We start from the raw sequence: 14236 nt of genomic DNA, 5'->3' as shown, positions 1-14236 counted from the left end.
CTTGTCCTGCCTCTGTCTCTCAGGGGGCAGGTGGCGGTGATTATAGTGGCCATCCTGATTGCATGATTGACCCGTTCTCCACCTTCCGGCACCACATTCGCCCCATGACAGGTTTTGATCCCCTTTTCAGGCAAGCCGTCGATGCGCTTCAGGTGCAGGACCGGCGACGCGTTCTCCGGCCCATGACAGCCGTGGGCAAGGCGCGTTTTGAACGTCCGGACGGTGCGTGTCTGGTTGATTTTTCATCGAACGATTATTTGGGCCTGTCGCAGCATCCTGCTCTGAGGGAGCGGGCTGCCGACTGGGCAATGCGTTATGGAGCCGGTAGCGGCGCCTCGCGGCTGGTGACAGGCACACGCCTGCTGCACGAACAGGTCGAAACGCGGGTCGCCCGCCTCAAGAAGACCGAGGCTGCTCTGCTGTTCGCTTCCGGCTGGCAGGCCAACGCCTCGCTGGTTCCGGCCCTTGCGCGGCTGTCCTCCGAACAGCTTGGAGCGGCTCCGCTGATTTTTGCGGACAGGCTGAATCACGCCAGCCTGCATCAGGGATGTGCGGCGGCGGGCGTCAGGCAGATACGGTTCCGGCATAATGACCTCGACCATCTCGAAGCCCTCCTGAAAGCCCGCGACACTGAGACGGGCCTGAAGCTGATCCTGACCGAAAGTGTCTTCAGTATGGATGGCGACCGGGCCGATGTGCCGGGACTGGCGGCTGTGGCGGAGCGGTACGGCGCTTTCCTCTGCCTCGACGAGGCGCACACCACGGGTGTTCTTGGGGCTCACGGCGCGGGACTGGCGAGTGAAGCAGATGGTGTGCATCTCATCATGGGCACGTTCAGCAAGGCGCTGGGCGGAATGGGCGCTTACATTGCCGGTTCGCGCGCTCTGTGTGACTGGTTGATCAACAGCGCGTCCGGGTTCATCTATTCCACGGCCCTGCCGCCCGCCATGCTCGGGGCTGCGGATGCGGCGCTGGAACTGCTGCCGGATCTGGATGAGGATAGAGCCCGTGTCGCGCGTCACGGAGAGACGCTGCGGCAGCGTCTGCACGCAGCCGGACTAATGACAGGCGCTTCCAGCACGCAGATCGTGCCGGTCCTGCTGGGTGAGGCGGCGACCGCGCTGTCTGTCGCGGCGAAGTTGGAAGCGGAGGGTATGCTCGTCGCCGCCATCCGGCCGCCGACCGTGCCGAAGGGGGAGAGTCGTCTGCGGATCACCCTGTCAGCGGCTCATACGGAGGACGATGTGCGGCGTCTTGCCGATGGGGTCGCGCGTCTCTGCGGCGTGGTCTGATGCAGATTGTTCTCGTGCATGGCTGGGGTTTCACACCCGCGATGTGGCAGCCGGTGCAGGACAGGCTTGGACGGGCAGCCGCCATGGTGGATCTGGGGTTTTTTGGACCTGCGGAGATGGGCCTGCCGACCGGTCAGCCTCTGCTGGCGGTTGGACATTCGCTCGGCCTTCTCTGGTTGCTGACCCGTGCCTGTCTGCCGGAAGGGAGTGTCGTGCTGGGGATCAACGGGTTTACGCGCTTCAGTCGGGCGGAGGATTTTCCGGCTGGTGTCATGCCGCGTGTGCTGGATCGCATGATGAAGGGGCTGGAACGGGACGCAGCGCCGGTTCTACGGCAGTTTCGTGAGAACTGCGGTCTGTCCGGACAGGAAGCGGAGCGTATCGGAAATCCTGAAACGACGCGTCTCATGGAAGGGCTGAATCTTCTACAGACAGGGGATGCCCGATTGCAGGGGCATCATGTGCAGGCTGCTCTGGCCAGTCGGGATGATGCGATTGTCAGCCTGGCCATGACGGAGGCCTCGTTTCCGCCGGAGCGGATCGAGTGGCTTGAGACAGGTGGCCATCTTCTGCCTCTGACCCATCCGGATCGATGCGCGACATTTATTCTTGAAGCCTGTGAGGAGTTTTCTGCCGATGGTCGATAAACGTCCGCAGACCGCGCAGGAGCGCACGGCCATCGCGGCGCGTTTCGGTGCGGCCGACGCGTATGATTCAGCGGCGACCATCCAGCGTCTGGTCGCCCGTCGCCTGCTCGACAGAATCGTTCGGATGCTTGGTGACCGCAAGCCTGCGCGCATTCTGGAGTTTGGTTGCGGGACCGGCGCGTTTACAGCGCTGTTGCAGGAGCGCTGGCCGGAAGCGCAACTGCTCGCCACGGATATTGCTCCCGAAATGCTTGATCGCGCCCGGGCGCGGTGCGGAGAGGGTGTGAGGTTCGCTGTCATGGATGCAGCGACACCGGCAGTCGACGGCTCTTTCGATCTCATCTGCGGCAATCTGGCCCTGCAATGGGTCGAGCCCCCGGAACAGGCTTTATCAGCGCTTTATCGGCTGCTGACTCCGGGAGGGCTGTTGGCTGTTTCCACGCTTGCCGCAGACTCTTTTTCGGAGTGGCGGCAGGCGCATGTGCAGCAAGGTGTTGCGGCGAATATCCGCGTTTATCCGAAACGCTCGACCTTCCGGAAAGGATGGCCTGAAGCTGCCGTCGGACCAGCATTTCAGACTCCGTCCGGGCAGTGGACCTTTGAAACGCTTGTCGAGCAGACGCACGGAGGACTGGCTTTTCTGCGTGGCCTGAAGCGGATCGGTGCGACAGCGCCGGTTGCGGGCGGACATCCCCTGACGGTTGGTGTCCTGCGGAACGTGGTGCGCCATTTCGACGCAGCGGGTTCCGCGCTGACATGGGATATTGCGTTTGGCCTTTTCCGCCGCGCACCGCGCGCCGGAGTTTTTGTAACGGGCACCGATACCGGGGTCGGCAAGACCTTCATCTCAGCCTGTCTGACCAGAGCCTGGGATGCGCTGTACTGGAAGCCGCTCCAGACAGGACTGGCGGACGAAGCGGGCGATACTCCAACAGTGACGGAGCTTGCGGAAGCGTCTGCGGACCGCATCCTGCCGCCTGCCGATACCTTTCTCGCCCCTCTGTCTCCACAGGCGGCGGCAGCGGCGGAAGGTCGGAGAGTGAATGTGAGCCGTCTGATTCTGCCGATGCTCCAGCCGGAGCGGCCTCTCGTTGTGGAAGGGGCTGGCGGCGTGGATGTGCCTGTGACTGAGGACGGGCTGCTGGTTGATCGGATCGCGGAATTTGGCCTGCCGGTGGTGGTGGTGGCGCGCAGCGGTCTTGGGACGGTCAACCACACGCTGCTTACGCTTGAAGCGTTGCGTCGTCGGGGTATCGGTATCGCCGGTGTTGTGCTGAACGGACCACTCAATCCGGGCAACCGGGCAGCAATCGAGGAGCATGGTCGTGTCGCTGTGCTGGCGGAAGTGCCGTTCCTTGAGAATGTCACAGCGGAGAGCGTGGCGGAGGCGTCCCGGCTTATGCCACGCTGGAGCAGCGTGGAGACAGGATCGCCTGATGGAACAAGCAGGCTGGATCATCAGACGAGCGAAGCCTGATCGCCTTCATGTCCCGTGCCGCTGTCCGGTGATGGGGCTATAGGAAGACTGCGAAAATCGACGGCGGATTGCCTGTGTCCAGAAGGGTCGCGCTCACTTCATTGCTGGAAAAAGATTTCCAGAGGCCGCGTTTTCGGAGGGACGAGAGGAAATCTCAAACTCTCTTTCCCAGAAACGATCAGGCATTCCACAATAGAAGACGGTCAGTGTTTGCGGGAACGGGCAGGGGTGTCCCGTTCTGGGTTGTCCCGTGCAGGAGTGTCCTGTGCAAGAGTGGGCACAGGAAGCGCCACCAGCTTGAGACCAAGCGTGCTTTCGACTTTCCGCATCGTCTTGCGTTCTTCCGCGGAGCAGAGTGTCGCCGCCCATCCCATGCGTCCCGCTCTTCCGGTGCGTCCGATCCGGTGAAGATAGGTATCCGGCTGCTCGGGAGGGGACATGTTGATGACCTGCCCGACCTGCTCAACGTCCAGACCGCGCGCGGCGATGTCGGTGGCGACAAGGACTGTGGCCTTGCCGCTGGAGAAAGCGTCGATCGCGGCATTTCTTGCGGGCTGGGTGAGGCCGCCATGCAGTCCGACGACTTTCAGGCCCCGTTTCCGAAGCTGTTTTGTCAGCAGATCGACTTCATCTCGGGTTGAGGCGAACACGATGGCGCTGCGATCTGGGTGGCGACGCAGAAGCGCTTCCGTGGCTGTCGGCTTGGATGCCTTGTCCACGAACAGCACGGCCTGCCGGATGCTCGGTTTTTCGCCCTTTTCCGGCTCGATCCGCACTGGTCTGTGCAGAAACTGCCGGGCTGCGGCCATCGTTTCCGCTGAGCCGGTGGCGGAAACGAGAACGCTCTGCCGGTCTCGTGGCAGAAGGGCCAGAATACCCTGCATTTCGTCACGGAACTCCGCCGTCATCAGCCGGTCGCCCTCGTCGAGGACGAGAAAACGGCAGCTTGCGGACTCAACCCGTTCCGTGCGGAGCATATCCAGCAGACGACCGGGCGTCGCCACGATCAGGCGTGCGGTTTCAGGCGGGACGTCATAATCCCTGTCGGGATCGTCCTGTGTGCCGCCGTAGACGGCAAAAGGCTCAAGCTCCGGACGTGCGGCGAGCAGGGTGCCCATTTCGGTGACCTGACGCGCCAGTTCACGGGTTGGGACGATGATCAGGGCCGTGTTTTTCTTCTTGCGCAGCAGATGATCGAACAGCGGGAGCAGGTAGCAGGCGGTCTTGCCTGTTCCTGTGGGCGCAAGGATTTCCGCGTCATGCCCGGCCAGCAGAGCCGGAATGGCGGTTTTCTGAATGGGGGTAGGTTCTTTCAGGCCAGCCTTTCCGAGCCGGGCGAGCAGGGTGGCGTTCAATTTTAGAGAAGAAAAACTGCCGTTTTCCGCGCTTTTCTGGTCGGTGGATGTCTGGGAAGAGGCAGCGGTCGATGAAGGCATGACAGGTATCCGAAGGAGTCCGGTGAATGTAATCGCGGCGCGGACCATGACCGGTCCGGGCAGACTGCCGAAAGCAGGGGCAGGGCGTTACGGCAGACATATGCCAAAATACCATCGCGGATGCCACGTTTTCATGGCACCCGTTTTGGCTAGAGGGATACTATCCTGAGAGTCGTAACTGTTCACACGATCGGTCTGTTCTGGATAGACTGTTCCGTTTCGTTTTTCGAAACGGGTTTATGGCGATCAGATATCAGGCCGCCTCTGCAATCCGGCTGAGATCCTCATTGTTGTTGTGATTATTGTACAGGCGGGCCTGCCGGGGAGTCTGGATGGCGAGCCAGCTAATGGGGTGGCCTGCGGCAAGAGGTTCAAACCCGGCCTGTTCACGAACAGTACTGCATGCACGAAAATGGATTTCGCTCTGCATTTTCTGAGATTTTCTATGAATAAAACTTCTGCTTACCCCAAGTTCTTTTGCAGCACCTCTAAGTGTCATCTTTTTTTTATTAAGAAGAAATGAAAGTTTTTCGTCCTGTTCGATGGACCATATCAGTGCACGAGGCATTAAATACTCTCTTTCTTTTGTGATCGGGTGAACATCTCCATTATTGCGATACCAGCTGAAAAACGAAGGCAATATTTAACGATGAATTAACGGAAGGTGGGGTGTTGCGATAATAAGTGGTATAATTTTATTTTTTGTTTTTATATTTATACATTCATTTCTGTGTATATTAGTTGTGTTATAGAGATACGGTGTATCGAATAATATGTTTTTATTTATAAGGAAAAATATCGAAAAAGATAATAATCAAATAAAAAAGAATCGTTCCGCAATAAATTGTCTGTTCTGAAAAGGGTTATGATACGCTATCTCATTGAAATAGCTTGATTAAATCCGGGGTGGTTTCTGTGATGACACATAACGGGAAAGTTGCTCGGAAAATGGCGCAAAAAGAACGACTTCGTCATTTTTATTGTGCCATATTCTGAAGCCCGTCCGGATGAGAACAATGCGGCATTCTTTCCTTGAAAATGCCGTTTTATGCGTCTCACCAGATGAGACCTGCCAGACAGGCCAGAGCGAATCCAAATCCGATATCCCTGTTGGCCCGGAACTGAGCGAGACAGAGACGCGGGTCCTGCGGGTTAACGGTGCAGGCCTGCCTTAGCAGCAGGACGATACAGATCAGCGCCACGGGATAAAAACCGATACCGGTATGCGCGAGAAAGCCAGCCCCCAGAAAAGCGAGACCGGCTCCGGCGTAACAGACGCCGACAAACTCTCTGGCGCGGCCCTGCCACAGAAGGGAGGTGGATTTCACCCCGATCCGGGCGTCGTCATCCATGTCCTGAAAGCCGTAGATGGTGTCGAAGCCGAGCTGCCAGAGAATGGTCGCGGCATACAGGAGCAACTGGGTCGTGTCGCAGCGGTCCGCCACGGCGGCGTAGCCCATCGGTGCACCGAAGCCGAACGTGAATCCCATGACAAGCTGCGGCCACCATGTGAACCGCTTCGCCAGCGGGTAAAGCGCGACCAGTATGAGGGAGGACGCTCCGAGCAACTGGCTGAGCGGATTGAGCTGGAGCAGGATGCCCAGTCCGATCATGAGCAGCAGCAGCAGAAATAGCGCTGCGTGCCGCATTCGCAGGGCGCCGGATGCAAGTGGTCGCCCTGCGGTGCGCGTGACCTGCCGGTCAATATCCCGGTCCCACATGTCATTGACCACACAGCCGGCGGACCGCATCACCAGACTGCCGATTCCGAACAGCACCAGAAGGCGCACACGTTCAAGCGGCGCGGTTGTTCCTCCGGCGTCCGGCAGAAGGATGCCCCACGCGCCCGGAAGAAACAGAAGCCATGTGCCAATCGGCCGATCCAGACGCGCCAGAAGCGCATAGGGGCGTAACGGAGCGGGAAGGCGGGAAATCCAGCCGGTGCTGCGGATATCCGTGTGCGGAGTGGCTGTAACTGACACTGCAATCCCTCTTCACTGGCTGTCTTGCCGGGCCTTTCCGCAGAACCGGACTGTCCGCCAGCCCGGTTCTGCGGAAATAATACTGGCCCGGGCTCCATAGGGCTTCGGGCGCTTCAGACTTGACCGGCGGACGAATCCCGCCGAAACCGCGCCGATTGATGCGGGGCAGACCCGCCGGGGTCAATGGTGTCGGGCTGTCCCGACGGACTCATGACCGCCGGACTGCCCCGAATCTGCAGGAAAGCGCCCGTCGATGTCAGCTCATCATACCCTTCCTCGCCTGTACCTCCCTGCGGATGCGCCACTGATCAGTGGAGCCGTCATCCCGATGTCTCCCGAGCAGGCGCGGTATCTCGGGACTGTCCTGCGCAAGGGGGAGGGAGATTCGGTCCGGGTCTTCAATGCCCGTGACGGGGAGTGGCTTGCCCGGATCGCGTCGGTCAGAAAGGACAAGGGCTCTTTCACAATCACGGAGAAGCTTCGCCCTTTTATTGATGAGTGTGGCTGTGCTCTCGCTTTTGCACTTTTAAAGCGTGATGCGACGGACCTCGTCATCCGGATGGGAACCGAGCTTGGGGTGTCCCGGTTCATCCCCGTGATCACGGAGCGGACGGTGGGGCAGAGAGTGAACGAGGAGCGGCTCGAATCGATTGCCATCGAGGCGGCCGAGCAGTGCGAGCGGCTGACGATTCCGCAGATTTCCTCACCTGTGCGTCTGCTTGATTTTCTGGGAGCGTGGCCTGCCGGAAAGCGTCTCTTTATTGCCGTCGAGCGACTTGAAAATCAGACGGACACGCAGAAAACCGGGACGGTTCTCTCCGGGAATCCTTTCGCGGACGCAGGGGATGGAGACGGTATCCTGACAGGTCCGGAAGGGGGATTCAGTCGGGCGGAGCTTGACGTTACGCTGGCGCGCCCCTTTGTTACACCCATCACATTGGGAAACAGAGTTCTGCGCGCGGAGACAGCCGTCGCCGCCGCGCTTTCCTTGTTCGATTCCCAGCTCCGAAATATCCGAGATCAGGCACAGGCCTGATCGCCCTGAGTGGAAGCACAGAAGCCCAATGTCGAATCCTGCCGATCAGGACACCCGTTCCATCACGTCCATACGCGATCTCGTGGATGTTCTGGCGGCGGGAAACAAACCATGTGATCTCTGGCGGATCGGCACGGAGCATGAAAAATTCGGTTTCGTCCGCCCTGAAGCGGCAACGGCTGAACGTGCCGCCTTTTCCTCCCCGGACTATGATCATCAGGGGATCGGCGCTCTTCTGAAGGGCGTCGAGCAGCAGGGTGAGTGGCTCCCCATTACGGATGGTCCCGCTGTGATCGGCCTGAAGGGGAGCGGCATCAACAAGGGAGCCGCCATCTCTCTGGAGCCCTCCGGTCAGTTTGAACTCTCGGGCACGCCGCTGGCCAGCCTGCACGAGACACGGACGGAACTGGAACGTCATTTCGACACCATCCGCACTCCCGCCCGCGCTCTGGGTCTGGGTTTCGCACCGCTCGGCTTCCACCCTTTCGCCACACGCGCCTCCCAGCCGTGGATGCCCAAGAGCCGTTACGCGATCATGCGGTCCTACATGCCGAAGGTCGGCACGATGGGGCTCGATATGATGCAGCGGACCTGCACCGTGCAGGTCAATCTCGATTTCTCCTCCGAGGCCGAAATGGTGCGCAAGATGCGCGTCTCGCTCGCGCTTCAGCCCGTCGCAACCGCCCTGTTCGCCAATTCGCCGTTCTATGAAGGCAGGCCGAACGGTCTGCTGTCCAACCGGGCTCAGGTCTGGACCGACACCGACAATGCCCGCTCAGGCATCCCGGCCTTCTGCTTCGAGGAAGGTTTCGGTTTCGAACGCTATGTCGAATGGGCGCTTGATGTGCCGATGTATTTCATCGTGCGTGACGACAAGCTGATCGACGTGTCCGGTCGGTCCTTCCGGGCGTGGCTCAAGGGTGAAAGACAGGATGGGCTGGACGGTTTCACTCCGACCATCGGTGACTTTGAAGACCATCTGACGACGCTGTTCCCTGATGTGCGCCTCAAGCAGTTCCTTGAAATGCGGGGGGCTGATGCGGGATCGGCGGAGATGATGCTGGCGCAGTCCGCTCTGTGGGTCGGGCTGCTTTATGACGATGCGGCGCTGGCGGCGGCGGAAAGCCTTGTGCGCGAGTATGACTGGGAGACCTACCGCGTGCTGCGCGGCGATGTCCCGGCGCGGGCGCTCAATACGCCCTTCGGAACAGGAACCGTGCGGGATATTGCGTCCCGTATGGTGGAGATCGCCACACAGGGGCTCCGTGCCCGTGCGCTGCGTGATGAAGCCGGTCAGGATGAAACGGTTCTGCTGGCCCCTCTTCAGGCGCTTGTCGCCGGTGCGCCGACACAGGCCGAGCGCTGGCTGGAACGCTATAACGGACCGTGGGCGGGCGATGTGACGCGAATCCTTCTGGAAGCGGAAATCTGAGGTTCGGACTTTCTTTCTTTCTTTTCACGCCTGACGATACAGGGTGTTGAAAGTAACCTGTAGAAGGATGCGTTCATGGTGCGGCCCTGTCCCGATTCCGGAGCCGCGACAAAGGCAGAAATGGATGACCGGCGTTCCGTCCGGCTGCGTCTGCTGGAGACGTCCGATCTCCACATGTTTCTGCGTGGATGGAATTATTATCAGGCTGAAAAGGATCATGGTGTCGGCCTTGCCCACATCGCCACCCTGATCCGCACCGCCCGCGACGAGGCGCCGAACTGCCTGCTGTTTGACAACGGCGATAGCTGTCAGGGATCACCCGTCGGTGACTTCATGGCGGGCAGTGGCGGCGGTGAGCGGACGCATCCCATGATCCGGGCGATGAATCTGCTCGGATACGATGCCGCCACGATCGGCAATCATGAATTCAATTATGGACTGTCCTTTCTCAGGGAACAGATCAAGGACGCGGCCTTTCCGTTTGTTTGCAGCAACATCACGTTGTGCAATGGTGCTCCGCTCCTGCCGCCGTCCGTCGTGCTGGAGCGGGAGGTCATCGACGATCTCGGTCGCAGGCACGATCTGCGGATCGGCGTGATCGGTCTGGTCCCGCCGCAGATCATGGTGTGGGACGCCATCCATCTGCATGAGCAGCTCATGGTGAGGGATATGGTGGAGGCCGCCCGGCAGGTCGTGCCCGAGCTGAGAAGTCGCTGTGATGTCATCGTGGCGCTCTGTCACTGCGGCATTTCCGCGGACCAGCGACAGGGCGGCGAGGAGAATGCCGCGCTCTATCTGGCCGAAATCGAAGGGATAGATGCGCTGCTGCTGGGGCATACCCATCATGTCTTTCCGGGTGAGCATCATGACAACCTCCCCGGTGTGGATGCCGTGGCCGGAACCCTCCATAACGTGCCCGCCGTCATGCCCGGTTTCTGGGGCAGCCATCTGGGTGTGATCGATCTGACGCTCAGGGAGGCGGAAGCAGGCTGGGTCTGCGAGGATTTTCAGGTTGAGGTCCGTCCTGTCTGCCGCCGGGAAGAAGGGCGCGCCCATCCGCTTGTCCCCGAAGATCCCGCCATTATCGAAGAAGTCCAGCCTGAGCACGAGGCGACGATGGCCTGGATGGACGAGCCTGTCGGCTGGACTTCCTCCGCATTGACGAGCTGGTTCACCTTTCTGGAGGCTGACCCGTGTCTGGCTTTGGTGAATGCGGCGCAACTGGCGTTTGCCAGACCGTTACTGGCGGGGACGGAGTGGGAGCATCTGCCGCTCCTGTCCGCCGCCTCGCCATTTCATGCCGGAGCGATGGCGACAGACGCTTTTGTGACCATCCCCATCGGTGAACTCACCATCCGCGATCTGGTGAATATCTATCCTTTCGCCAACACGCTGAGCGTGGTGCGGTGTCGTGGGGCTGACCTGCGGGAATGGCTGGAACGTTCCGCGACGGTCTTCAATCACATTCTGCCGGAAGAGGACGCGCCCCAGCCGCTGCTGGACCCGTTGCCCCCGGTATATACGTTCGACGTGATCATGGGAGACGCGGTGAGCGGCGCCCTGACCTACACGATCGATATCAGTTCTCCCCGTCGCTACTGCGAGCAGGGACGGCTCGTCGATTCGTCGGCCCGGCGTATTCATGATTTGTGCCTCGACGGGCGGCCGATTGAGGATGATCAGATCTTCGCTGTCGTGACGAACAACTACCGCGCCTCGGGCGGAGGACATTTTCCCGGCACGGGAGCGGACCGGGTTATTGTCACCACACATGAGTATAACAGGGATATTCTGGTCCGTTATGTCCGGCGGCAAGGGCACCTGATGCCGCCTCATGCCGGAAACGGGTGGCGTTTCAGACCGCTTCCCTTTCCTGCGACAGTCTGCATTGACCTGCCAGCCAGCGCGTCTGTCGCCGCCAGCCAGCGCGGGGACCTGACCTTTATGGAGCCTGTTGAGGGCGGCAGCCGGTATCGGGTCGGACGTCCGCATTTTACCCTGTGAGAGTGCTTGACGCCTGCCGGTTCCCGCTCTGGATGGACGTTCAGCGACGGAAGTTGGTCTGAACAGTCCGAACCGGCTTGACGTGCGCCGCGCCTCCGCCCATTCCTGCGCCATCATGCGTGTCGCCGCCATTCTTCTCGCGGCCGGGACCGGCAGCCGTTACGCCGCCGCAACCGGCTCCACCACCGCCAAGCAGTTCATCCCGCTTGCCGGTCGCCCTGTCATTCGCCATGCCGCCGAGGCGCTGGCCCCTCATGTCGCGCTGATCCAGCCCGTCGGCGATATCGCATCGCTGACCGAAGCGCTGGACGGCATGACGACCCTGCCGCCTGTCGCGGGCGGTAAGGAGCGTCAGGACAGTGTCCGCGCCGGTCTTGAGGCGCTGGCAACCCTGCCGGACGCCGAACGTCCCGATGTCGTGCTGGTGCATGACGGCGCGCGCCCCTATGTGACGGCCACGCTGATTCAGGGCGTGCTCAGCGCGCTGGAAGAGCATCCCGGCGCAATTCCGGCCGTGCCTGTGGCCGATACGCTCAAGCGTGGAGAGGGCGGCGTCATCACCGACACCGTGCCGCGCAAGGACCTGTTCCGCGCCCAGACGCCGCAGGGTTTCCGTTTCAACATCCTGCTTGATCTGCATCGCGCGGCTGAAAAATCCGGCGATTCCAGTGCGACCGACGATGCCCTGCTGCTGGAGTCCGCTGGTCTCAGCGTGGCGCTCACTCCCGGTTCCGAAGACAACATCAAGCTGACCTATGAGGAGGATCTGGTGCGCCTCGAACGCCTGATTGGCCCCACCCTGCTTCCCCGCACCGGCTTCGGCTACGATGTCCACGCCTTTGAAGAAGGTCGTCCGCTCATCATGTGCGGCATCAATATCCCGTATGATCGCGGCCTCGCCGGGCATTCGGACGCGGATGTCGGCATCCATGCGCTGTGCGACGCCATTTACGGCGCGCTGGCCGAGGGGGATATCGGCCGTCACTTCCCGCCCAGCCAGAACGAGTGGAAAGACGCGGACAGCGCCCGCTTCCTCGTTCACGCGGGCGAACTGATCCGCAAGAAGGGCGGCATGCTGGTCAACGCCGACCTGACCCTGATCTGCGAACGCCCGAAGATCGGCCCGCACGCACAGGCCATGCGCGAGCGTCTGGCCTCGCTGCTTCAGGTCGATGTGGACCGGATCTCGGTGAAGGCCACCACGTCCGAGCGGCTCGGTTTTACGGGGCGTGAGGAAGGGATTGCCTGCACGGCGACGGCGACGGTGCTGGTCCCGTAAGAAGGGGGCTCCGGCTGGTGGAGTCTGGAGGGAGTGTTCTGCCCTTCTTCTTCCCAGAAAAAAGAGCCCGACATTTCCGGCTGAGGGGATGACGTAACATTCTCTGAGCTTGTGGAATGGGGCAGGCAGTGTTGTCCCCGCTGTCACCTTGTTCCGGGCGTTCGACAGGACCGCACAGATGCCTTCTGTCGAACGCCCGGATCACTATTGGAAAACCCCGTGTCTGTGATGACCGTGCCAACCTGAACCACAGATGTTTTTTCTTCTGACCTGAAAAATCCAGGATTGCTTCCATTCTGGATGGAATGATCTTCTAACCTTCCCGTAGATACGAACGGCTTCGACAGACAGGGTACTGTTCAGTTCATGGCCCGGCCCGGCACTCCGCCACCGTGATCATATCGGTTTTCTGGAAGGATCATTCCATGCGTTTTTCCCTGTCTCGCGCTGCGTTTCTCGCTGCTTCCATCGTGGCCCTGCCTGCTCTCGCCTCTGCCCAGACGGTGACGAGCGCCGCTCAGGTCCAGTCGGGCGCCTATGCCATTGAACCGGGCCACACACAGGTCGGATTCTCCCTGCTGCATTTCGGATTCACCTACTACAGCGGCCTTTTCTCCAACGTCTCCGGCACGCTGGAACTGGACGTCAAAACGCCGTCCTCTTCCAAGCTGGATGTGACCATTCCGGTCGCCTCCGTCCAGACCACCAGCGACAAGCTGACGGAAGAGCTGAAGAGCGACCAGTGGTTCGATACTGCTAAATTCCCGAACGCAACTTTTGTCTCCACTGAAGTCAGGCTCAACGGCAGGAACGACGCCATCGTCACCGGTAACCTGACCCTGCATGGCGTCACGAAGCCCGAGACGCTGAAGGTGCATTTTGTCGGTGCAGGCATCAATCCGATGGACAAGAAGTACACGGCCGGTTTCGAAGCCACGACGACGATCAAACGTAGCGACTTCGGTGTGAAGATGTATGTGCCGTATGTCGGTGATGACGTGACACTGCGCATCGCCGGTGCATTCGAAAAGCAGAGCTGATTCATGAGCACGATTCCGATGCTTGCTGAAAAAGCGTCGCGATATGGGACGGTGGCGATCATCCTGCACTGGCTGATCGCCGCCGGTATCCTGACCCTGATCGGCATGGGGCTGATCATGGATCATGTCGCCCTTGAGCCGATGCGCCTGTTTCAGCTTTACCAGTTGCACAAATCCATCGGGATTTCCGTCCTGCTGCTGGTCTGCCTGCGGGTGGGATGGCGTCTGACCCATGCGGCGCCAGTTCTTCCTGCGGACATGCCGGTTGCTGAACGCGGAGCGGCCCATCTGGCGCATCTGGCCCTGTACGGATTGCAGATCATCCTGCCCCTCAGCGGCTGGGCCATGGTTTCGGCGTCTGTGCTCGGCATACCAACCGTGCTGTTCGGCACGATTCCCTGGCCGGACCTTCCTGTTCTGGCAACTCTTCAGAACAAGGCTCCTGTCGAGGCTGTTCTGAAAGAGTTTCATCACTGGGCCGCGTGGACGTTGGCCGTTCTGATCATTCTGCATGCCGCAGCCGCATTGCGACATGCCCTGATTTTACGGGATTCCGTGTTTGAACGGATGCTGCCCTGGCCAGTCGGATCGTCACGCCGCAAGTAATCGGA

At 60.4% G+C, this 14236-nt stretch carries 12 protein-coding genes; 9 read left to right on the top strand and 3 right to left on the bottom strand.

Annotation, left to right across the window (positions count from 1 at the left end; translation table 11 throughout):
* Positions 1 to 104 precede the first annotated feature (104 nt).
* Genes bioF through bioD form a run of 3 tightly spaced genes read left to right on the top strand, consistent with a single transcriptional unit; the run spans position 105 to position 3416 of the window.
* The gene (gene bioF / locus LKE90_RS09815) at positions 105 to 1292 is read left to right on the top strand and encodes an 8-amino-7-oxononanoate synthase (RefSeq protein WP_291493712.1); all 1188 of its coding nucleotides are present in this window, start codon (positions 105 to 107) and stop codon (positions 1290 to 1292) included.
* Positions 1292 to 1939, top strand: coding sequence for an alpha/beta fold hydrolase (locus LKE90_RS09810; protein WP_291493713.1), 648 nt, complete (start codon positions 1292 to 1294; stop codon positions 1937 to 1939). Before bioF ends, LKE90_RS09810 begins: the two co-directional genes overlap by 1 nt.
* Positions 1929 to 3416 carry a dethiobiotin synthase gene (bioD, locus tag LKE90_RS09805; RefSeq protein ID WP_291493715.1) on the top strand — a complete coding sequence of 496 codons (1488 nt, stop codon included), beginning with the start codon at positions 1929 to 1931 and terminating at the stop codon, positions 3414 to 3416. Before LKE90_RS09810 ends, bioD begins: the two co-directional genes overlap by 11 nt.
* Positions 3417 to 3619: 203 nt before the next feature.
* Here bioD and LKE90_RS09800 read toward each other — a convergent pair whose 3' ends face one another.
* The 3 genes from LKE90_RS09800 to ubiA form a co-directional block, all read right to left on the bottom strand.
* Positions 3620 to 4852, bottom strand: a complete 1233-nt coding sequence (locus LKE90_RS09800; RefSeq protein WP_291493717.1) for a DEAD/DEAH box helicase — start codon at positions 4850 to 4852, stop codon at positions 3620 to 3622.
* 253 nt (positions 4853 to 5105) lie between these two features.
* Positions 5106 to 5420 (bottom strand): hypothetical protein, encoded by a 315-nt coding sequence (locus LKE90_RS09795; protein WP_291493719.1) that lies wholly within the window; start codon positions 5418 to 5420, stop codon positions 5106 to 5108.
* A 487-nt stretch (positions 5421 to 5907) separates the two neighbouring features.
* Positions 5908 to 6834: a 4-hydroxybenzoate octaprenyltransferase gene (gene ubiA, locus LKE90_RS09790; RefSeq protein ID WP_291493721.1), complete on the bottom strand. Its 927-nt coding sequence runs from the start codon at positions 6832 to 6834 to the stop codon at positions 5908 to 5910.
* A 253-nt stretch (positions 6835 to 7087) separates the two neighbouring features.
* On the opposite strand from ubiA, the gene LKE90_RS09785 reads away from it, so the two are divergent.
* The 6 genes from LKE90_RS09785 to LKE90_RS09760 all read left to right on the top strand — a co-directional run bounded on the left by LKE90_RS09785 (position 7088) and on the right by LKE90_RS09760 (position 14231).
* Positions 7088 to 7870 (top strand): 16S rRNA (uracil(1498)-N(3))-methyltransferase, encoded by a 783-nt coding sequence (locus tag LKE90_RS09785; protein ID WP_291493722.1) that lies wholly within the window; start codon positions 7088 to 7090, stop codon positions 7868 to 7870.
* A 28-nt stretch (positions 7871 to 7898) separates the two neighbouring features.
* On the top strand, positions 7899 to 9302 hold the full coding sequence (locus LKE90_RS09780) for a glutamate--cysteine ligase (protein WP_291493723.1): 1404 nt from the start codon (positions 7899 to 7901) through the stop codon (positions 9300 to 9302).
* A gap of 75 nt (positions 9303 to 9377) precedes the next feature.
* Positions 9378 to 11306 (top strand): bifunctional 2',3'-cyclic-nucleotide 2'-phosphodiesterase/3'-nucleotidase, encoded by a 1929-nt coding sequence (locus LKE90_RS09775; protein ID WP_291493725.1) that lies wholly within the window; start codon positions 9378 to 9380, stop codon positions 11304 to 11306.
* 115 nt (positions 11307 to 11421) lie between these two features.
* Complete coding sequence (locus LKE90_RS09770; protein ID WP_291493779.1) at positions 11422 to 12585, top strand: bifunctional 2-C-methyl-D-erythritol 4-phosphate cytidylyltransferase/2-C-methyl-D-erythritol 2,4-cyclodiphosphate synthase; 1164 nt, start codon at positions 11422 to 11424, stop codon at positions 12583 to 12585.
* Between the two features lie 425 nt (positions 12586 to 13010).
* Positions 13011 to 13625 carry a YceI family protein gene (locus LKE90_RS09765; protein WP_291493727.1) on the top strand — a complete coding sequence of 205 codons (615 nt, stop codon included), beginning with the start codon at positions 13011 to 13013 and terminating at the stop codon, positions 13623 to 13625.
* A 3-nt stretch (positions 13626 to 13628) separates the two neighbouring features.
* Positions 13629 to 14231 carry a cytochrome b gene (locus tag LKE90_RS09760; RefSeq protein WP_291493729.1) on the top strand — a complete coding sequence of 201 codons (603 nt, stop codon included), beginning with the start codon at positions 13629 to 13631 and terminating at the stop codon, positions 14229 to 14231.
* The last annotated feature ends 5 nt before the right edge of the window (positions 14232 to 14236 follow it).

This window comes from Acetobacter sp., from assembly GCF_022483985.1.
Taxonomy (GTDB): domain Bacteria; phylum Pseudomonadota; class Alphaproteobacteria; order Acetobacterales; family Acetobacteraceae; genus Acetobacter.
Note: the sequence above shows the minus strand (reverse complement) of the source record. Positions and strands in the feature narration are given on the sequence as shown.